A 19,241-nucleotide genomic window follows, 5' to 3' on the forward strand; every position below is an offset into this window, starting at 1 on the left:
GGATCTGCTAGCGGCTCAGCCGCAGCGGGTGCCCTCGGCCGGCATGGTGCCGTCGGTCAGGTAGGCGGCCATGGCGAGGTCGGTGCAGGCGCTGCCCTTGCCGAAGGCGCCGTGGCCCTCGCCCACCCGGGTGAGCAGGGTGGCCCTGGCGAAGCCCTGGGCCAGCTTCTGGGCGGAGGAGTACGGGGTGGCCGGGTCCCCGGTGGTGCCGACCACCAGGATCGGGGCGGCGCCCTCGGCGCGGATGGTGTGCGGCTTCTCCTGGGTCTTGAACGGCCAGTAGGCGCAGCCGGGCTCGGTGTAGTCGTCCACCGTGACGTCCTTGGAGAGCAGCGGCGCCTCGGCCCGCAGCCGTTCGACGGCCTGCCGGGCGTGCTCGGGGGTCGGCGCGGGGCGGGCCGCGTCGGCGCAGCTGATCGCGCTGTTGGCCTCGTCCATCGGGCTGTAGTGGCCGTCCTCGTCGCGGCCGTTGTAGTCGTCGGCGAAGGCCAGCAGGTAGTCGCCCTTATCGCGCTTCATCGCCCAGCCGAGGCTGGCCCGCAGGTACTGCCAGGAGGTCTTCTCGTCGCCGTACAGCAGCGAGATGACGCCGGTCCAGGCCATGTCGCGGCCGAGCTTGCGGCCGTCCTTGGTGGTCAGCGGGTGGTCGTGGAGGCCGTCCAGGAAGTCGGCGGCCTTCTTGGCGGCCTTGGTCCGGTCCGTGCCGAACGGGCACTCGTCGGGGTGGTTGTCCACGCAGTCGGCGGCGAAGCGTTCGAAGGACTTCTCGAAGCCGACCTGCTGGTCGACGCCGTGGTCCAGGGTGTCCTGGGCCGGGTCGACGGCGCCGTCCAGGACCAGCCGGCCGGTGTTCTGCGGGAACTCCTCGGCGTACAGCGCGCCGAGGTAGGTGCCGTAGGAGATGCCGAGGTAGTTGAGCTTCCGGTCGCCGACGGCGGCGCGCAGCACGTCCAGGTCGCGGGCGGTGTTGCGGGTGCCGACGAAGGGCAGCAGCTTGCCGGACCTGGCCTGGCAGGCGGCGGCGTGGTCGGTGGACTGCTTGACGTGGGCGGCCCTGCGCTCGGCGGGGTCGTCCGGCGCGTCCTCCTGGTTGGCGGCGTCGAGCTGCTTGTCGTCGTAGCAGACCACGGGCGCGCTGTCGCCGGTGCCGCGAGGGTCGAAGCCGATCACGTCGAAGCGGTCGTGCAAGGTGCCGTCGAAGTCCTTGGCGCCGTACTTGACCATCTCGACGCCGGAGGCGCCGGGGCCGCCGGGGTTGACCATCAGTGAGCCGACCCGCTTGCCCCGGTCGGCCGCCGCGTACTTGATCAGGGCGAGGTCGATCGCGTCGGTGGCGGGGTTCGCGTAGTCGAGCGGGACGTGCAGCTTGCCGCACTGCATGCCGGAGGTGTCGATCTTCGCCTTGTCGGCCTTGGGGTCGGCCGGGCAGTCCGCCCAGGTGATCTGCTGGCCGTAGAAGGCCTTGAGCGCCGGGTCGGCCTCGCCCTTGGGCCCGGCGGTGGGCGTCGGGGCCGTCGTCGGGCTGCCGGCGGCGGGCGCGGTGGTGCCGGAGGCCTTGTCCTGGGCCGTCGTCACGGTGTCGTTGCAGGCGGCGGTGAGCAGGAGGGTGCCGGCCGCCAAGGCGGTCAGCAGCACCCGTGGGCGGGCGGCCCGGAAGATCGTCATCGCACGTGTGTACCACTCGTGTACGACACGTGTTCGATCAGGGGGTGTCGTCGGGCCGCCCGTCGGGGAGGGGCCGGTCAGCCGCGGTGGACCTTGTGGTTGGCGGCCTGCGCCCGCGGGCGGACCACCAGCAGGTCGATGTTCACGTGCGAGGGCCGGGTGACCGCCCAGGCCACGGTGTCCGCGATGTCCTCCGAGGTCAGCGGCTCGGCCACGCCCGCGTACACGGCGGCGGCCTTCTCCTCGTCACCGCGGAAGCGGGTGACGGCGAAGCCCTCGGACTTCACCATCCCGGGCGCGATCTCGATCACCCGGATCGGCTCCCCGCACAGCTCCAGCCGCAGCGTCGCCGCGATGGTGTGGGCGGCGTGCTTGGCCGCGACGTACCCGCCGCCGCCCTCGTACGCGGTCAGCGCGGCGGTCGAGGAGAGCACCAGTACGGTGCCGTCGCCGGTGGCGCGCAGGGCGGGCAGCAGTGCCTGGGTCACGTGCAGCACCCCGAGCACGTTCACCTCGTACATGGCCCGCCAGTCGGCCGGGTCGCCGTGCTCGACGCTCTCCGCGCCGATCGCGCCGCCCGCGTTGTTCACCAGGACGTCCACCCGGCCGACCTCGGCCGCGAAGGCGTCCACGGCGGCCCGGTCGGTGACGTCCAGCGTGAGCGCCCTGGCCGAGCCGCCCCGCTCGGCGATCTCCTTGGCCAGCGCCTCGATCCGCTCGGTCCGGCGTGCGGTCAGCACCACCTCGAAGCCCTCGGCGGCCAGCCGGCGGGCGGTCGCCGCGCCGATTCCGCTGCTGGCACCGGTGACCACGGCCACCTTCTGCTCGGTCATTGCCACTCCCTGGGGCTCATCCGGTCGTTCGTCCGATCATCTCAACCGGGTGCGCGGAGCGAGCGCTCCGGTCCGGCCCGTCAGCCGGGCGCCGGGCGTACGACGGGGGGACCGGCCGCCGAACGGGCCCGCTGAGCGGCCGTCAGGGGGTCCGGCCGTCAAGCCGGTGGCGGCCGTGACCACCGGCCAGGGTGATCGTTGCACAGGGCAAGCAACCCGGGGAAGGCGGCTGAAACGAGATGTCATACCCACCTGTCAGGCCGGTATGCGCCCATCCGGGGACTAGTTTTCCGGAAGTCGGGCCAAATCCCCCCAACGGGCCTACTCTTGGGGAGATGAACCGTCCTGAGCCCGCTCAGCCGGGCGTCACTCCCGCCGTCGCACGCCCCGCCGCCGAACTGCGCGCCCGGGTGCGGAGGCTGGAGCCCGAGCTGATCGCCTTCCGCCGTGATCTGCACCGGCACCCGGAGCTCGGCCGCCAGGAGTTCCGCACCACCAACCTGCTGCGCGACCGGCTGGTCGCGGCGGGCCTGGAGCCGCGGGTGCTGCCCGGCGGCACCGGGCTGCTGGTCGACCTCGTCCCGGCCGGCACCGCTCCGGGCACCGAGTTCCTGGCCTTCCGCGCCGACATCGACGCGCTGCCGATCGACGACGCCAAGACCGACGTGCCGTACCGCTCGACCGTCCCCGGCCGGGCCCACGCCTGCGGCCACGACGTGCACACCTCGGTGGTGCTCGGCACCGGGCTGGTGCTGGCCGGGGCACTGCGCTCGGGCGAGCTGCGCCGCCCGGTCCGGCTGGTGTTCCAGCCGGCCGAGGAGGTCATGCCCGGCGGGGCGCTGGACGTCATCAAGGCGGGCGGGATGGACGGCGTCGGCCGGATCTTCGCGGTGCACTGCGACCCCAAGGTGGAGGTGGGCCGGATCGCCCTGCGGGTCGGCGCGATCACCTCGGCCTGCGACCGCCTGGTGCTGCACCTGGACGGCCCCGGCGGGCACACCGCCCGTCCGCACCTGACCACCGATCTGGTGACCGCGATCGCCCGGATGGCCGCGGACCTGCCGGCCGCCCTGGCCCGCCGGATGGACCCGCGCTGGGGCGTCAGCCTGGTCTGGGGCCGGATCGCCTCCGGTTCCGCGCCCAACGTCATCCCGCAGCACGCCGAACTGGAGGGCACCGTCCGCTGCCTGGAGCTGGACGGCTGGCGCGAGGCGCCGGACCTGCTGCACGAGCTGATCGCCAAGCTCGCCGAGACCTACCGGGCCAAGTGGACCCTGGACTACCACCGCGGGGTGCCGCCGGTGGTCAACGAGGCGGTCTCGGTCGCGCGGCTGGAGGAGACGATGACCGCCCGGTTCGGCGGGGACGGCGCCGAGGTGGTGGAGGGCACCGAACAGAGCCTGGGCGGCGAGGACTTCTCCTGGTACCTGGAGCAGGCCCCGGGCGCGCTGGCCCGGCTGGGCGTCCGGGCCCCCGGCGACACCACCGTCCGTGACCTGCACCAGGGCCGGTTCGACGTGGACGAGCGGGCGATCGGCGTGGGTGTGGAGCTGTTCTCGGCGCTGGCCCTGGAGGATGACCGGATCTGACCGTTTCAAGGGGGTTTGCGGGCGACGCGTGAGCACGTTGTCGAGATTCGGGGTTTCGAAACGGTTCCGTAGACTGGGCCGGACCAAGTCTCGGATTCACCGTCCGCGCACGGGAAAAGGGCTCGGGGACGGCCGTCAGACCACGGTTTGATAACAACCCGAATGCTCCGGCAGCCCGTAACCCAACCGTGTTCTACGCGCGTTACGGTGGCGTCCGACCACGCTAATCGGGTGCGTGTGAGAAGGAGAAACTCCCTTGCGCCGTTCAATGAAGCTCGCCGCGGTTGTGCTCTCGGGTTCCCTGGGCATGGCCTCGCTCGCCGCTTGCGGCGCAAAGAGCAATGACACCAACGCCTCCGCCGGGTCTTCCGACGCTCTCAAGGTCGGCATGGCCTACGACATCGGCGGCCGCGGTGACCAGTCCTTCAACGACTCCGCCGCGCGCGGTCTCGACAAGGCCAAGGCCGACCTGGGCGTCTCCGTGACCGAGGCCGAGGCCAAGTCGGGCGAGGCCGAGGCCGACAAGGAGACCCGCCTCAAGAACCTGGTCGACGCCGGCTACAAGACCATCATCGCGGTCGGCTTCGTCTACCAGCCGGCGGTCAACAAGGTCGCCAAGGACAACCCGAACGTCAAGTTCGCGATCATCGACTCGAACGACAAGGACCAGCCGTCCAACGTCACCTCGCTGCTCTTCGCCGAGCAGGAGGGTTCGTACCTCGCCGGCGTCGCCGCCGCGAGCAAGTCGAAGGCCCACCACATCGGCTTCATCGGCGGTGTGCAGTCCGAGCTGATCAAGAAGTTCGAGGCCGGTTACAAGGCGGGTGCCAAGTCCGTCGACCCGAGCATCCAGGTCGAGACCACCTACCTGACCACCCCCCCGGACTTCACCGGCTTCAACTCGCCCGACAAGGGCAAGGAGGCCGCGCAGGGCCAGCTCGACAAGGGCGCGGACGTCATCTACGCCGCCGCCGGCTCCTCCGGCAACGGCTCCATCGAGGCCGTCGCCAACGCGGGCAAGTGGGCCATCGGCGTCGACTCCGACCAGGCCAACCAGCCGGCCCTGGCGAAGTTCAAGAACAGCATCCTGACCTCGATGGTCAAGAACGTCGACAACGCGGTGTTCGCGTACATCGACTCGGTCAAGAAGGGCACGCCGTTCACCGGCATCAAGCTCTTCGACCTCAAGGCCAACGGTGTCTCGCTCGCCACCACCGGCGGCAAGATCGACGACATCCAGGACAAGCTCAAGGCCGCCAGCGACGCCATCACCAGCGGCGCGACCACCATCCCGACCGCGCCGACCTCCTGAGGCCGGCGCGTCCCGGGACGCGACCTGACGCTGCCGCCTGCCCGGCAGCGTGACGATCGACTCGATCAACGGGAGGGGCCCGGCAGGGTGCGCTCGACGCGCACCCCCGGGCCCCGTTCCGTCTCCACGTTTCCCCCCTGTCCCCCCTTGGCCCTCCGAGCGCAACGACGCGCCTCCAGACCACCAGGAGACCGCCATCACCGCATCAGACCCCGTCCCCCTGCGCAAGGACGGAACCCCCAGCGCGGGGACGGCGACCCCGGCCGTCGAACTGCGCGGCATCACCAAGCGCTTCCCCGGTGTCGTGGCCAACCACGACATCAACCTCACCGTCCGCACCGGCACGGTGCACGCCCTCATGGGCGAGAACGGCGCCGGCAAGTCGACGCTGATGAAGATCCTCTACGGCATGCAGAAGCCGGACGAGGGCACCATCGCGATCAACGGCGAGCTGTGCGAGTTCAACACCCCCGGTGACGCCATCGCGCGCGGCATCGGCATGGTGCACCAGCACTTCATGCTGGCCGACAACCTCACCGTGCTGGAGAACGTCGTCCTCGGCGGCGAGAAGCTCCACGGCATCGGTGCCAAGGCGAAGGCGAAGATCAAGGAGATCTCCGACCAGTACGGCCTGGGCGTGCGCCCGGACGCCCTGGTCGAGGACCTCGGCGTCGCCGACCGCCAGCGCGTCGAGATCCTCAAGGTGCTGTACCGCGGCGCCAAGATCCTGATCCTCGACGAGCCGACGGCCGTGCTCGTCCCGCAGGAGGTCGACGCGCTGTTCGACAACCTGCGCGAGCTCAAGGCCGAGGGCGTCACCGTCATCTTCATCTCGCACAAGCTGCACGAGGTGCTCGCGGTCGCCGACGCGATCAGCGTCATCCGGCGCGGCACCACGGTCGGCGACGCCGACCCGAAGGCCGTGACCGCCCGCCAGCTGGCCGAGCTGATGGTCGGCGCCGAGCTGCCCTCCCCGGAGAGCCGCGAGTCGACCGTCACCACCACCGAGATGCTCAAGGTCGAGGACCTGAGGATCGCCAAGACCGACGCCGAGGGCATCGAGCGCGTCGTCCTGGACGACATCTCGCTGCGCATCCACAAGGGCGAGATCCTCGGCATCGCGGGTGTCGAGGGCAACGGCCAGGCCGAACTCGTCGAGGCCATCATGGGCATGCTGCCGCTGGACGGCGGCACCGTCACCCTGGACGGCAAGGACCTCTCCGGCACCCAGACCCGGGCCCGCCGCGAGGCCGGCATCGGCTACATCCCCGAGGACCGCCACAAGCACGGCCTGCTGCTGGAGGCCCCGCTCTGGGAGAACCGGATCCTCGGCCACGTCACCGAGGCGCCCAACTCCAGCGGTGTGCTGCTCAAGCCGGCCGCCGCCCGCGAGGACACCGCGCGGATCGTCCAGGAGTACGACGTCCGTACCCCCGGCATCGAGGTCACCGCGGCCTCGCTCTCCGGCGGCAACCAGCAGAAGCTGATCATCGGCCGCGAGATGAGCCACCAGCCGAAGCTGCTGATCGCCGCCCACCCCACCCGCGGTGTGGACGTCGGTGCGCAGGCGCAGATCTGGGAGCACATCCGGGTCGCCCAGCGGGAGGGCCTGGCCGTCCTGCTGATCTCGGCGGACCTGGACGAGCTGATCGGCCTCTCCGACACCATCCGGGTCATCTACCGCGGCCGCCTGGTCGCCGACGCCGACCCGGCCACCGTCACCGCCGAGGACCTCGGCACCGCGATGACCGGTGCCGCCGCCGGCCACATCGAGTCCGAGCCGGAGGCCGTCGCCGAGGCGCAGGCCGTCGCCGCCGAGGGCACCGAGGCCGCGGCCGAGCACCCGCACACCGACACCGCCGACGACCCGCAGGCGGGGGAGTAACCCATGACCAGTCCCAACCCCGCCGCCAAGCGCAGCCTGGCGCAGCGGATCAGCGGTGAGCGGATCGTGCTCGCACTGGCGGCGCCGGTGCTCGCGGTCGTGCTCTCCGTCGCGATCTGTTCCGTGCTGCTGGCGACCTCGGGCAAGAACCCGTTCGACGCGTGGAACGTGATGATCACGTACGCCACCAAGTCGGACGGCCAGGTGAACATCCTCAACCGGACCACCACCTACTACCTGGCCGCCGCGGCCGCCGCGTTCGGGTTCCGGATGAACCTGTTCAACATCGGCGTCGAGGGCCAGTACAAGGTCGCCGCGCTGTTCGCGGCCTTCGTCGGCGCCCAGGTCGACCTGCCGTCGTTCATCCAGATCCCGCTGCTGCTGGTCACCGCGATGCTGGTCGGCGGCCTGTACGCGAGCATCGCCGGTCTGCTCAAGGTCTACCGCGGCGTCAGCGAGGTCATCTCGACCATCATGCTGAACTCGATCTCGCTCGCGATCGTCGGTCTGCTGCTCGTCCCCGGCATCTTCGCCCCGAAGGTCAGCGGCACCACCAACTCGATCCAGACCGACCCGGTCTCGCAGTCCAGCCACTTCTTCACCATCCCCACCGCCGGCGGGGACCTCTGGGGCTTCATCTTCATTGCCGCCCTGGTCGGTGTGGTCTTCCAGTTCACCCTGAGCCGCACCCGCTTCGGCTTCGACCTGCGCGCCACCGGCCGCTCGGAGTCCGCCGCGACCGCGTCCGGCGTGAACGTCAAGCGCATGGTGGTCACCTCGATGGTGGTCTCGGGCGCCATCGCCGGTCTGATCGGCCTGCCCGAGCTGCTGCAGAACTCGTACTACTACGGCCAGAGCTTCCAGCCGAACCTCGGCTTCCTCGGTATCTCGATCGCCCTGCTCGGCCGGAACAGCCCGATCGGCATCGCCTTCGCGGCCCTGCTCTTCGCCTTCCTGGACGCCACCGGTGCCCAGCTGCCGCTCAAGGGCGGGTTCCCGTTCGAGATCGTCGACGTCATGAAGGGCACCATCGTCATCTGCGTCGTCGTCGCGTACGAGCTGGTGCGCCGCTACGGCTTGAAGCGCCAGCAGCAGAAGGTCGGCGCCCAGCTCGCCGCCCAGCTCGCGGCCACTGAGAAGAAGGAGGTGTCCGCGTGAGCACGGCGACTGCCGCTCGTCCGAAGGCGCCGGGCGCGCCCGCGAAGAAGCGCAAGCTGTCCTGGCCCGTGGTGCTCCTGCTGATCGCGGGCGCCCTGGTCCTCTTCGCCGCCGTGGGCATGGCCACCGGCAACCACTCGCTGACCTCCTCCGGTCAGGTCGCCGCGGCGCTCGGCTCCGCCGTGCCGATCGGCATGGCCGGTCTGGGCGGGCTCTGGTCCGAGCGGGCCGGTGTGGTCAACATCGGCCTCGAAGGCATGATGGTCGCCGGCACCTTCTGCGGCGCCTGGGCGGGCTACCTGGTCAACCCGTGGGTCGGCCTGCTGGCCGGCATGCTCGGCGGTGCGCTCGGCGGTCTGCTGCACGCGGTCATCACGGTCACCTTCGGCGTCGACCACATCGTCTCCGGCGTCGGCATCAACCTGCTGATCCCCGGCATCTGCGCGTACGTCAACCGGATCTACTACAAGGACTACATCTCGGCCGGTGCCGGGGCGAACCAGTCCCCGCCGGCGGACCCGCTGCCGTACATCACCGTCCCGGGGCTGTCCTCCGGCTTGAAGAGCATCGAGAACCACCACTGGTTCCTGGTCTCCGACGTCGCCGGCGTGCTCGGCGGCCTGGTCACCAACCTCTCGGTGGTCGTGGTGCTGGCGGCCGTGCTGATCGTGGCCAGCTACTTCCTGCTCTGGCGCACGGTGTTCGGCCTGCGGCTGCGCTCCTGCGGTGAGAACCCGACGGCCGCCGAGTCGCTGGGCGTCAACGTCTACAAGTACAAGTACCTGGCGGTCATCGCCTCGGGCGCCTTCGCGGGCCTCGGCGGCGCGTACCTCTCGCTGGTCGCCGCGCACTTCTACAAGGACGGCCAGACCCTGGGCCGCGGCTTCATCGGCCTCGCGGCGATGATCTTCGGCAACTGGATGCCCGGCGGCCTCGCCATCGGCGCCGGCCTGTTCGGCTTCACCGACAGCCTCCAGCTGCGCGACCCGGAGTCGGTGCACGTGCTGATCCTGGTCGTCGCGATCGCGATGGCGCTGTTCGCCCTGTGGCAGCTGTACCGCCGCAAGTTCACCGCGACCGTGGTCTCCTTCGTGGTGGCCGGCGGCCTGGGCGCCTGGTACGCGCTGACCGACGAGGTGCAGCGTCCGCTGATCGTCGCCACGCCGTACCTGATCACCCTGGTGGTGCTCTCGCTGGCCTCGCAGCGTCTGCGGATGCCCAAGGCCGACGGTCAGGTCTACCGCAAGGGCCAGGGCAAGTGACGGCCCCCGCGGTCGACTGGGAGCGGCTGCGCGAGGCGGCGCGCGAGGCCATGGGCCGCGCGTACGCCCCGTACAGCAAGTTCCCGGTCGGCGCGGCGGCGCTGGTCGACGACGGTCGGCTGGTCAGCGGCTGCAACGTGGAGAACGCCTCGTACGGGCTCGCGCTGTGCGCCGAGTGCGGGCTGGTGTCCGCGCTGCACGCCTCCGGCGGCGGCCGGCTGGTCGCCTTCACCTGCGTCGACGGCGCGGGCGAACTGCTGATGCCGTGCGGGCGCTGCCGCCAGCTGCTGTACGAGCACGGCGGGCCGGAACTGCTGGTCGACCTGGCCTCCGGCGTGAAGCCGATGAGCGAGGTCCTGCCCGACGCGTTCGGTCCGGAGCGGCTCTAGCCTCGGCAATTGTTACGCGCGTAGAGTGTCGCGAGTGGGCCGGAACCCGGTCATCTCGCGGCACTCTTCGCTTTCCACGCATCTTCTCGACGCATGTGCACGACGCATGTGCACGACGCATCTGAAACCCCTCTTGGAGCACGCATGGACGCCATCTCCGTCATCAGGACCAAGCGCGACCGCGGAGAGCTGAGCGACGCTCAGATCGACTGGGTCATCGACGCCTACACCCGTGGCGAGGTCGCCGACGAGCAGATGTCCGCGCTGGCCATGGCGATCCTGCTGAACGGCATGAAGCCGCACGAGATCAGCCGCTGGACCGAGGCCATGATCCGCTCCGGCGTCCGGATGGACTTCTCCTCGCTGCCGCTGCCCACCAGCGACAAGCACTCCACCGGCGGCGTCGGCGACAAGATCACCCTCCCGCTCGCCCCGCTGGTCGCCGCCTGCGGTGCCGCCGTCCCGCAGCTGTCCGGCCGCGGCCTCGGCCACACCGGCGGCACCCTGGACAAGCTGGAGTCCATCCCCGGCTGGCGCGCCCTGCTCTCCAACGACGAGATGATGGACGTGCTGCGCGACGCCGGCGCGGTCATCTGCGCGGCCGGCGACGGCCTCGCGCCCGCCGACAAGAAGCTGTACGCGCTGCGCGACGTCACCGGCACCGTCGAGGCCATCCCGCTGATCGCCTCCTCGATCATGTCGAAGAAGATCGCCGAGGGCACCGGCGCGCTCGTGCTGGACGTCAAGGTCGGCTCCGGCGCCTTCATGAAGAACCTGGACGACGCCCGCGAGCTCGCCCGCACCATGGTCGGCCTGGGCACCACCGCCGGGGTCAACACCGTCGCCCTGCTCACCGACATGTCCACCCCGCTCGGCCTCACCGCGGGCAACGCGCTGGAGGTCCGCGAGTCGATCGAGGTGCTGGCCGGCGGCGGTCCCGCCGACGTCGTCGAGCTGACCCTCGCCCTGGCCCGCGAGATGCTCGCCGCCGCCGGCGTGCACGGCAAGGACCCGGCCGACGCGCTGCGGGACGGCTCCGCGATGGACCACTGGCGCCGCATGATCGCCGCCCAGGGCGGCGACGTCGACGCCCCGCTCCCGGTCGCCCGCGAGCAGCACGTCATCCCGGCGCCCGCCTCCGGCGTGCTCACCGAGCTGGACGCCTACGCGATCGGCGTCTGCGCCTGGCGCCTGGGCGCCGGCCGCGCCCGCAAGGAGGACCCGGTGCAGGCCGGCGCCGGCGTCGAGATGCACGCCAAGCCCGGTGACACCGTGGTGGCCGGCCAGCCCCTGCTGACCCTGCACACCGACACCCCGGAGCGCTACGACTACGCCATCGAGGCGCTGGCCGGCGGCATCGGGGTCTCCCCGGCGGGCACCGCGTTCACCCCGAACCCGATCGTCCTCGACCGCATCGCGTAGTGGTCGGACGGGGGCGTGGCGCGACCGCATCGCGCCGCGCCCCCCGCGGCCCGGCTACTCCGCCGCGGCGAGCATGATTTTGAGGAACTCCTCCGGCGCCTCCCGGACCAGGTCGTGGCCGACCGGGAGGGCGTGCACCGTCCACGCCGGGTCGTCGCGGAGCCGGCCGTAGGTCTCCAGGAACGGGGTGCCCTCGAAGCGCTCGGCGTGGATGTAGACGCGGCGGGCGATCCCGTCCACCGCCCCGGTGAGGCGCACCGGCTGGAGCAGGGTCCCCATCGGGTGGACGGTCGCGCGCGGGTCGAGGGCCGGGTGGAGCCCCACCATGGTGTGCCCGTTCCCGGCGGCGGCACCGGCCAGGTACCGCTGCTTCCAGAGGTCGTCGACGATCGCGTGGGCCGACTCGCCGTCGCGCGGGACGAAGGCGTCGGCGTGCACCAGCGCGGCCACCCGCTCCGGAGCCCGGTCGGCGACCGCCGAGATCACCATCCCGCCGTAGCTGTGCCCGACCAGCACGGCGTCGGTGACCTGCTCCGCCTCCAGCAGGCCCAGCACGTCCTGGACGTGGGTGTCCAGGTTGATCGCCCCGTTGTTCAGGTGCCCGCGCTCGCTCACCCCGCTCAGCGTCACCGGGTACACCTCGTGCCCGGCCGCCCGCAGCCGCCCGGTCAACGGCCGGTACCACCAGCCGCCGTGCAGGACGCCGGGGACGAGGACGAAGGTGGCCATGGTGAATTCCTCTGCTGTTCGTACGAACTGACGAGAGGAAACCTACGGGCCCGCCGGGCGGGTGTCAGGCGTACGTGAGCAGGCCGCTGGTGTCGAGGGTCCAGGGGCCGACGGTGATCTTGTCGCCGAAGACGAACTTCTCGCGGGACTCGTAGCCCGGTTCGGAATGCACGATGCCGGTGCCGGTGCGGGGATCCACGAGCAGGTAGTACGGAATGCCCATGGCTGAGTAGTCGCGGACCTTGTTGAGGTAGTCGTTCTCAGGGTTGGACTTGGAGACGATTTCCGTGGCGAGCAGCACCTGGTGCGGGAGAACCGCCGACTGCTCGCTCGCCAAGACCGCCTCGGGGAAGACCATCAGGTCCGGATTGCGCAGTTGGCCGAGGCCGACGTCCACTAGGTCCGCACCGTGGTACGCGATATGGCCCGGGTGGGTCGTCGACAACTGCGCATTGAGCTGCCTGGCGATGTGCAGTACAGCGAGTTCGTGTCGCATGACCGGTGACATCATCATGACGATCTCGCCCTCGGCGATCTCGACCTTCCCTATCCCCGGCACCTTCGGCAGCTGATCCGCGATCTCAAGCAACCGGGCGAACACTGCAGGATCGACGCTCATACTCCGGAGTGTATCCGCGCCCGCTGTCAAGCGTCCGCGACCGCTCGCCTCGTGGTACGGGCCTGGTGGGTGGCGTGGAGGGTGACGGCGGCGGCGAGGGTCATGGCGGTGAGGCCGACGGCGGCGGCGCCGGGCCAGCCGGTGGAGTGGTAGGCGTCGGCGCCGAGGGTGCCGCCGAGGCTGTTGCCCAGGTAGTAGGCGATCAGGTAGAGGGCGGAGGCCTGGGCGCGGCCCTCGGTGGCGGTGCGGCCGACGGCGGCGGAGGCGGTGGTGTGGCCGGCGAAGAAGCCGGCGGTGATCAGCACCAGGCCGAGCAGGGCGCAGACCAGGGAGTCGGCGAGCGAGAGCAGCAGCCCGGCGGCGGTCACGCCGACGGCGACGTAGAGGGTGCCGCGCCGGCCGAGCCGGGCGGAGAGGCGGCCGACCGCGGCGGAGGTGCCGGTGCCGACCAGGTAGACGACGAAGATCGAGGCGGCGATCGACTCGGGCAGGTGGAAGGGCGCGGCGATCAGCCGGTAGCCGACGGTGTTGTAGACCGCGCCGAACACCGCCATGAACAGCATGCCGAGCGCGTACAGCCGTACCAGCAGCGGGTTGCGCAGGTGCCGGCCGACGGTGCGGGCGAGGGCGCGCGGGTCCACCGGGGCCGGGGTGAAGTGCCGGGCGGCGGGGATCAGCAGCCGGAAGGCGAGCGCGGCGAGCAGGGCGAGGGCGGCGGAGGCAGCGAGGCCCCAGCGCCAGCCGAGGGCGGCGGCGGTCCAGCCGGAGATCAGCCGGCCGCCCATGCCGCCGATGCTGTTGCCGGCCACGTACAGGCCCATCGCGGAGGCCAGCGCGCTGGGGTGGACCTCCTCGGCGAGGTAGGCCATGGCGGTGGCGGGGAGCCCGGCGAGGGCGGCGCCCTGGAGGACGCGCAGCACGACCAGGGTAGTGAGGTCGGGCGCGAGGGGCAGGGCGACGGCGAGGGCGCAGGCCGCGAGGACGGAGGCCGTCATCACCGCGGTGCGGCCGTACCGGTCGGCCAGCGCACTGGCCGGGAGCAGCCCGAGGGCGAGGCCGAGGGTGGCGGCGGAGGCCGTCCAGCTGGCCTGGCCGGGGGTGAGGTCGAGGTCGGCCGAGAGGACCGGCAGCAGGCCCTGGGTGGAGTAGAGCAGGACGAAGGTCGCGACACCGGCGGCGAACAGGGCGAGGTTGGCGCGGCGGAAGCCGCGCCCGCCCGGGCGGTGGCGGTCGTCCCGGTCGAGGGTGTGCTCGGTGAAGGCATCCGGGGTGGCCGCGGATGCCCTGGTATCGGAGGGCTGCATGGCTCCGACGCTAGGCCTGGCGCGGCTGATGCGTCCAATGCATGAAGAGGGGATGATCGATGCACTGGTGTATGAGTCGAGGTGGGACGGGGATGGCCGTGGCGGACGGGTCGGACGGCACGGAGCAGCCCTACCGGGCGGCCGAGTTGGGGCCGGAGGAGCCGGCCGTGCTGCTGGCGCCCAGGTTGGCGCGGTTCGCCGCGGTGGCCCGGCTGGAGCACGTGACCCAGGCGGCCGCGCTGCTCGGAGTGCCGCAGCCGACGCTGTCGCGCGCGGTGTCCCGGCTGGAGGCGGAGCTGGGGGTGGGCCTGCTGGCCCGGCAGGGCCGGACGGTCCGGCTGACCAGGGCGGGCCGGCTGCTGCTGGCCTCGGTGGAGCGGGCGCTGGCGGAGCTGGAGCGCGGTGCGGAGGCGGCCCGGGCGGAGGCGGACCCGGCGGTGGGGCGGGTGGCCTTCGGCTTCCTGCACACGATGGGCCCGGACGCCGTCCCGGCGCTGCTGCGGGGCTTCCGGGCGGCGCACCCGCAGGTGCGGTTCCAGCTGGTGCAGGACTACGGCGCGGCGATGCTGGAGCGGTTGCGGGCGGGCGAGTTGGACCTGTGCCTGGTCGCGCCGCTGCCGGACGACCCGGCCTTCACGGCCCGCCCGCTGGACGAGCAGCGGCTGCACCTGGCCGTCCCGGCGGACCACCGGCTGGCTGGGCGGCGGCGGATCCGGCTGGCGGAGGTGGCCGAGGAGCCGTTCGTCGGGCTGGAGCAGGGGTACGGGCTGCGCATGATCACGGACGGCTTCTGCGCGCAGGCCGGCTTCGTGCCCCGGCTGGCCTTCGAGGGGGAGGAGGCCGAGACCCTGCGGGGGCTGGTGGCGGCCGGGCTGGGGGTGGCGCTGCTGCCGCCGGCGCTGGTGCCGCGGCCAGGGGTGGTGGAGCTGGAGGTGACCGCGCCGCGGACCCGGCGGGCGATCGGCCTGGCCTGGGCGGCGGGGCGGCCGCTGACGCCGCCGGTGGCGGTGTTCCGGGACTTCGTGCTGTCCCGGCGGGGGCGGCTGCTGCACCACGACTGAGGTGGTCGGCGCGATGCGGCCTGTTTGGCGGATCCTATGGACCGGGCGGTGGAATTCCGGTCCTGCTTTGGACCATCCGGTGGTGTTCCCGGTGGTAGGTCTACGCGCGTAGGGGCTATATTTCCGCAATGGAGAAGCAGATCCCCGTCACCACCGCGGGCACCGGCCCGCGCATTCCCACCCCCGACCAGATCCGCCGCGCGCCGAAGGTCCTGCTGCACGACCACCTCGACGGCGGGCTGCGCCCGGAGACCGTCGTCGAGCTCGCCGCCGCGACCGGCTACGAGGGGCTCCCCACCACCGACGCCAAGGAACTCGGCGAGTGGTTCCGCGAGGCCGCCGACTCCGGCTCGCTGGTCCGCTACCTGGAGACCTTCGCGCACACCTGCGCCGTCATGCAGACCCGCGAGGCCCTGGTCAAGGTCGCCGCCGACTGCGCCGAGGACCTGGCCGCCGACGGCGTCGTCTACGCCGAGGTCCGCTACGCCCCCGAGCAGCACCTGGAGGGCGGCCTGAGCCTGGACGAGGTCGTCGAGGCCGTCCAGGAGGGCTTCCGCCTGGGCGAGGCCAACGCCCGCGCGGCCGGCCACCGGATCCGCATCGGCACCCTGATCACCGCGATGCGGCACGCCGCCCGCTCGCAGGAGATCGCCGAACTGGCCAACCGCCACCGGGACTCGGGCGTCGTCGGCTTCGACATCGCGGGCGCGGAGGCGGGCTACCCCCCCACCCGCCACCAGGCCGCCTTCGACTACCTCAAGGGCGAGAACAACCACTTCACCATCCACGCGGGCGAGGCCTTCGGCCTGCCGTCGATCTGGGAGGCCCTGCAGTGCTGCGGCGCCGACCGGCTCGGCCACGGCGTGCGGATCGTCGACGACATCACCCTGAACGAGGACGGCAGCGTCGAGCTGGGCCGGCTGGCCGCGTACGTGCGCGACAAGCGCGTCCCGCTGGAGATGTGCCCGACCTCCAACCTCCAGACGGCGGCCGCCGCTTCGTACGCCGAGCACCCGATCGGGCTGCTCAGCCGGCTCAAGTTCCGGGTCACCGTGAACACCGACAACCGGCTGATGAGCGGCACCAGCATGAGTCAGGAGTTCGGCCACCTGGTGGACGCCTTCGGCTACACCCTGGGCGACATGGAGTGGTTCACGGTGAACGCGATGAAGTCCGCGTTCCTGCCCTTCGACGAGCGGCTGGCGATGATCAACGACGTGATCAAGCCGGGCTACGCCGAGCTCAAGGCGGAGTGGCTGTTCAGCGCGGGCACCGCCGGCAGCTGAGCCGACGGCCCGTCCTTGCGGTCGGATGAACGCGGCTTCCGGGTACGGAAGTTGGCGTTCATCCGACTACTCACTCGGGTGAGTGAACGCCCTTTGGTTCTCGCGCGACCCTGTCACTACGGTGTGCCAGTCAATGCTGACAGGCCGTGGCGGCACTCGCCCGTCCGTCGCCCCGTGCGATGTCGGCCACCGACGAGGACCCAAGGGGACGAACCATGAAGCAGGCTCTCAAGGCCGCCGGTACCGCGGCGCTCGGCATCGCCATCGCGGCGGTCGGCGCCGGCACCGCCTCCGCGGCGGCCGGCCAGGCGGCCGGCGGCCTCGGGCTGCCCACCGGCGCGGTGACGAACCCCGCGGTGACCGGTGCGGTCACCGACACCGCGGCCAAGCTGCCCGGCGGCGACAAGGTCGCCGGCACCCTCGGCACCCTGACCCCGAGCGCCGGCCAGCCCGCCGCCGCTCCGGCCGCCGAGGCCGCGCCCGCCGCCCCGGTCGCCGGCCTCACCCAGCAGCGCGTCGGCGGCCTGCCGAACGTCCCCGGCCTGGACAAGACCCCGATCGGCGGGGTTGCCGGCGCGCTGGGCGGCCTGGGCGGCTGATCCGGCCACCCGCACGACGACGGGCCGCCCGCCCCCGGAACTCCTCCGGAGGCGGGCGGCCCGTCGTCGTGCCCGCCGGTACGGCCTCACGGCTCCTGGGGGAGCAGCACCCACAGCGCGAGGTAGATCAGGAACTGCGGGCCGGGCAGCAGGCACGACAGCAGGAAGATCAGTCGGACGGTCCACGGGGTGAGGCCGAAGCGCTCGGCGATCCCGGCGCAGACGCCGGCGATGACGCGGTTGTGGCGGGGGCGGGCGAGGCGGGCGCTCATGGGAACTCCTTGGCTGGCTGGCTGCCGGTGCCGGGTGGTCCGGCGGGCGTACCTCCATACTCCGCCGCCGCCGGCCCGGAAACCTCCACCCACCAGGCGATCCTCGACCCCGGTAGGTCACCGGGAAGACGGAGACCCGGATCGGGGTCCGCCTCAGGGATGACCCGGAGGTGCGGGTACGGAAAAACCCGTTCGCGAAGGTGTCGGGGCGGAGGGATATGATTCCGCGGTCGCTGATGGTGGGGGGAAATCCGGCGGCGCCGTCACGGCCTCAAGAGGCCCCTCACGCCTGCGATTTCGCACTTCTCTCGGGCTGCGCCCGAATTCTCCCGTGAGGTCCCCTTGCGCAATCAGTCCCGCAGAATCCTCGCCGTGGCCGCCGCTGCCGCGCTGGCCTCCGGCGCCGCCCTGACCTCGGCCCCGGCGGCACTGGCGGCCCCGACGGCCGGTCCGACGGCTCCTGCGCCGCAGGGCCAGGGCTCGCTCGTCACGATCACTACGAGCGGTATGCCGAAGACGGTCACGGCCGGCACCTCGGTCGAACTCACCTCGACCCTCAAGAACACCGCCGACCACCAGGTGGACGTGACGACCGACTTCGTCGTCAACAGTTCCAACCTCAAGGAGGAGCAGCTCAAGCTGCAGGTCCAGAAGCCCGGCAGCACCCAGTGGCAGGACGCCAAGCTTCGTCCGGGCTGGAACACCGGAGCCTGGTGGGAGCTCGACCCCTTTGCCACCGAACTGCATCTGCCGGCGGGTGGATCGGTCACCTACCAGTTGCGGCTGACCTTCTCCGCGGATATCTCGGGCGGCGAGGCCGGGAGCGGTCTGAGCGCGGTGGTCTCGGACCCGACTCTGCCGCCCGAGCAGCGCGGCGCCCCGGCCTGGGGCAGCACCCCGAGCTTCACCGTCGTTCCGGTGGGTGGCCCGACCACCCCGCCCCCGGTCGGGCTCCCGGACGTGAAGGTCGAGGACGTACCCGCCTCCTTCACCGCCGGAGGCGAGGCCAAGGCGTTCAAGGCGGTCTACAGCAACCACACCGGCAAGGACCTCCGCATCGTCCCGGCGATCGTGTTCCAAGGCGAGCACCCGCTCCCCGCTGATGTCGTCAAGCTGGAGTTCCAGACCCAGCAGGGCCAGTGGCTGGCGGCCACCCCGGCGCCGCTGGGAGACATCCCCAGCCCTCAGCTGGGCGTGGAACTGCGCACCGGCAACAAGGACGCGGACGTCATCCCGCTGCCCGACGGCGAGACCCGTACGGTCAACCTCCGGCTGGCCTGGAGCAAGGGCGCGCCGGTGGGCGCCGAGTCGGTGTTCGCCAACGGCTACAGCCTGGCCGGTCCGGGCGGGACCGAGCGGGGGACCTCCAGCCCTGCGGTGGACTTCGCGATTCTGCCCGCCGCGGCCGCCACCGGCACCCCGGCTCCCACCACCCCGGTCACCTCCGCTCCGGCGGCCCCGGCCACCGTTGCCGCCGCCGTCCCGGCCGCGCAGGTCACCACCGGCGCCCCGAGCCCCGCGGCCGAGCCCGTGCAGGTGGCGGCGGCCGCCGCCCCGGCCCCGGCGGCCGTGGAGGCCACCCGGCTGGCCTCGACCGGCGGCGGGTCCTCCTCCGCCCCGATGGCGATCACCGGCGCGACCGCGATCGCCCTCGGCATCGGAACCCTGGTCGTCGCCCGCCGCCGCCAGCGCGCCCAGGGCGCCGGGAACTGACCCCGGACAGCACGAGGCCCGTGCGACCCCCCGCGAATGCGGGGGGGGTGGGGCCACGGCGCGGTACGGGGGGCAGCCCGCCCGCGGGTGCGGGGGCAGCGGCGGGGCGGTCGGGGTGTGCGCCACGGGCAGCGGCCGCGCCC

General features: G+C 72.0%; 17 protein-coding genes. 11 read left to right on the forward strand and 6 right to left on the reverse strand.

The features are described from left to right. Positions 1-15 precede the first annotated feature (15 nt). Positions 16-1,665: an alpha/beta hydrolase gene (locus ACFC1T_RS01995; RefSeq protein ID WP_375882268.1), complete on the reverse strand. Its 1,650-nt coding sequence runs from the start codon at positions 1,663-1,665 to the stop codon at positions 16-18. Between the two features lie 77 nt (positions 1,666-1,742). Beyond that, the gene (locus ACFC1T_RS02000) at positions 1,743-2,498 is read right to left on the reverse strand and encodes an SDR family oxidoreductase (protein WP_375882271.1); all 756 of its coding nucleotides are present in this window, start codon (positions 2,496-2,498) and stop codon (positions 1,743-1,745) included. 335 nt (positions 2,499-2,833) lie between these two features. On the opposite strand from ACFC1T_RS02000, the gene ACFC1T_RS02005 reads away from it, so the two are divergent. From ACFC1T_RS02005 to ACFC1T_RS02035, 7 genes are all read left to right on the forward strand, one after another. Then, the gene (locus ACFC1T_RS02005) at positions 2,834-4,087 is read left to right on the forward strand and encodes an amidohydrolase (RefSeq protein WP_375882274.1); all 1,254 of its coding nucleotides are present in this window, start codon (positions 2,834-2,836) and stop codon (positions 4,085-4,087) included. Positions 4,088-4,343: 256 nt separating this feature from the next. Next, positions 4,344-5,399, forward strand: coding sequence for a BMP family protein (locus tag ACFC1T_RS02010; RefSeq protein WP_375882277.1), 1,056 nt, complete (start codon positions 4,344-4,346; stop codon positions 5,397-5,399). A 304-nt stretch (positions 5,400-5,703) separates the two neighbouring features. Beyond that, positions 5,704-7,284, forward strand: coding sequence for an ABC transporter ATP-binding protein (locus ACFC1T_RS02015; protein WP_375882280.1), 1,581 nt, complete (start codon positions 5,704-5,706; stop codon positions 7,282-7,284). Between the two features lie 3 nt (positions 7,285-7,287). Next, the gene (locus tag ACFC1T_RS02020) at positions 7,288-8,442 is read left to right on the forward strand and encodes an ABC transporter permease (RefSeq protein ID WP_375882283.1); all 1,155 of its coding nucleotides are present in this window, start codon (positions 7,288-7,290) and stop codon (positions 8,440-8,442) included. Next, positions 8,439-9,704, forward strand: a complete 1,266-nt coding sequence (locus ACFC1T_RS02025; protein ID WP_375882286.1) for an ABC transporter permease — start codon at positions 8,439-8,441, stop codon at positions 9,702-9,704. Before ACFC1T_RS02020 ends, ACFC1T_RS02025 begins: the two co-directional genes overlap by 4 nt. Further along, complete coding sequence (locus ACFC1T_RS02030; protein ID WP_375882289.1) at positions 9,701-10,093, forward strand: cytidine deaminase; 393 nt, start codon at positions 9,701-9,703, stop codon at positions 10,091-10,093. The genes ACFC1T_RS02025 and ACFC1T_RS02030 overlap by 4 nt, the downstream gene beginning before the upstream one ends. A gap of 144 nt (positions 10,094-10,237) precedes the next feature. Next, complete coding sequence (locus ACFC1T_RS02035; RefSeq protein ID WP_375882292.1) at positions 10,238-11,515, forward strand: thymidine phosphorylase; 1,278 nt, start codon at positions 10,238-10,240, stop codon at positions 11,513-11,515. A 54-nt stretch (positions 11,516-11,569) separates the two neighbouring features. Here ACFC1T_RS02035 and ACFC1T_RS02040 read toward each other — a convergent pair whose 3' ends face one another. The 3 genes from ACFC1T_RS02040 to ACFC1T_RS02050 form a co-directional block, all read right to left on the reverse strand. After that, positions 11,570-12,244, reverse strand: coding sequence for an alpha/beta fold hydrolase (locus ACFC1T_RS02040; protein ID WP_375882295.1), 675 nt, complete (start codon positions 12,242-12,244; stop codon positions 11,570-11,572). 64 nt (positions 12,245-12,308) lie between these two features. Further along, positions 12,309-12,863, reverse strand: a complete 555-nt coding sequence (locus ACFC1T_RS02045) for a Uma2 family endonuclease (RefSeq protein WP_375882297.1) — start codon at positions 12,861-12,863, stop codon at positions 12,309-12,311. Positions 12,864-12,889: 26 nt separating this feature from the next. Then, a complete protein-coding gene (locus ACFC1T_RS02050) occupies positions 12,890-14,167 on the reverse strand; it encodes an MFS transporter (protein WP_375882298.1) in 1,278 nt (425 codons plus the stop codon). A gap of 92 nt (positions 14,168-14,259) precedes the next feature. On the opposite strand from ACFC1T_RS02050, the gene ACFC1T_RS02055 reads away from it, so the two are divergent. From ACFC1T_RS02055 to ACFC1T_RS02065, 3 genes are all read left to right on the forward strand, one after another. Beyond that, positions 14,260-15,228 (forward strand): LysR family transcriptional regulator, encoded by a 969-nt coding sequence (locus ACFC1T_RS02055; protein WP_375882301.1) that lies wholly within the window; start codon positions 14,260-14,262, stop codon positions 15,226-15,228. Between the two features lie 128 nt (positions 15,229-15,356). Beyond that, positions 15,357-16,514 (forward strand): adenosine deaminase, encoded by a 1,158-nt coding sequence (locus ACFC1T_RS02060; protein ID WP_375882303.1) that lies wholly within the window; start codon positions 15,357-15,359, stop codon positions 16,512-16,514. Between the two features lie 215 nt (positions 16,515-16,729). Next, complete coding sequence (locus ACFC1T_RS02065) at positions 16,730-17,113, forward strand: ATP-binding protein (protein WP_375882306.1); 384 nt, start codon at positions 16,730-16,732, stop codon at positions 17,111-17,113. An 86-nt stretch (positions 17,114-17,199) separates the two neighbouring features. Here the strand turns inward: ACFC1T_RS02065 and ACFC1T_RS02070 are convergent, their stop codons facing one another. Then, positions 17,200-17,385: a PspC domain-containing protein gene (locus ACFC1T_RS02070; protein ID WP_207813471.1), complete on the reverse strand. Its 186-nt coding sequence runs from the start codon at positions 17,383-17,385 to the stop codon at positions 17,200-17,202. A gap of 372 nt (positions 17,386-17,757) precedes the next feature. On the opposite strand from ACFC1T_RS02070, the gene ACFC1T_RS02075 reads away from it, so the two are divergent. Then, positions 17,758-19,098, forward strand: a complete 1,341-nt coding sequence (locus ACFC1T_RS02075; RefSeq protein ID WP_375882309.1) for a hypothetical protein — start codon at positions 17,758-17,760, stop codon at positions 19,096-19,098. Positions 19,099-19,241 lie beyond the last annotated feature (143 nt).

Origin of the sequence: Kitasatospora sp. NPDC056076 (genome assembly GCF_042266305.1) — a bacterium.
Taxonomy (GTDB): Bacteria; Actinomycetota; Actinomycetes; order Streptomycetales; family Streptomycetaceae; genus Kitasatospora.

What these genes read in the sequence shown, in the direction of transcription:
- ACFC1T_RS02020 (WP_375882283.1), top strand. Translation starts at nt 7,288, where the DNA reads ATGACCAGTCCCAACCCCGCCGCCAAGCGCAGCCTGGCGCAGCGGATC.
- ACFC1T_RS02040 (WP_375882295.1), bottom strand. Translation starts at nt 12,244, where the DNA reads ATGGCCACCTTCGTCCTCGTCCCCGGCGTCCTGCACGGCGGCTGGTGG.
- ACFC1T_RS02005 (WP_375882274.1), top strand. Translation starts at nt 2,834, where the DNA reads ATGAACCGTCCTGAGCCCGCTCAGCCGGGCGTCACTCCCGCCGTCGCA.
- ACFC1T_RS02000 (WP_375882271.1), bottom strand. Translation starts at nt 2,498, where the DNA reads ATGACCGAGCAGAAGGTGGCCGTGGTCACCGGTGCCAGCAGCGGAATC.
- ACFC1T_RS02035 (WP_375882292.1), top strand. Translation starts at nt 10,238, where the DNA reads ATGGACGCCATCTCCGTCATCAGGACCAAGCGCGACCGCGGAGAGCTG.
- ACFC1T_RS02045 (WP_375882297.1), bottom strand. Translation starts at nt 12,863, where the DNA reads ATGAGCGTCGATCCTGCAGTGTTCGCCCGGTTGCTTGAGATCGCGGAT.
- ACFC1T_RS02065 (WP_375882306.1), top strand. Translation starts at nt 16,730, where the DNA reads ATGAAGCAGGCTCTCAAGGCCGCCGGTACCGCGGCGCTCGGCATCGCC.
- ACFC1T_RS01995 (WP_375882268.1), bottom strand. Translation starts at nt 1,665, where the DNA reads ATGACGATCTTCCGGGCCGCCCGCCCACGGGTGCTGCTGACCGCCTTG.
- ACFC1T_RS02070 (WP_207813471.1), bottom strand. Translation starts at nt 17,385, where the DNA reads ATGAGCGCCCGCCTCGCCCGCCCCCGCCACAACCGCGTCATCGCCGGC.
- ACFC1T_RS02055 (WP_375882301.1), top strand. Translation starts at nt 14,260, where the DNA reads ATGGCCGTGGCGGACGGGTCGGACGGCACGGAGCAGCCCTACCGGGCG.
- ACFC1T_RS02060 (WP_375882303.1), top strand. Translation starts at nt 15,357, where the DNA reads ATGGAGAAGCAGATCCCCGTCACCACCGCGGGCACCGGCCCGCGCATT.
- ACFC1T_RS02050 (WP_375882298.1), bottom strand. Translation starts at nt 14,167, where the DNA reads ATGCAGCCCTCCGATACCAGGGCATCCGCGGCCACCCCGGATGCCTTC.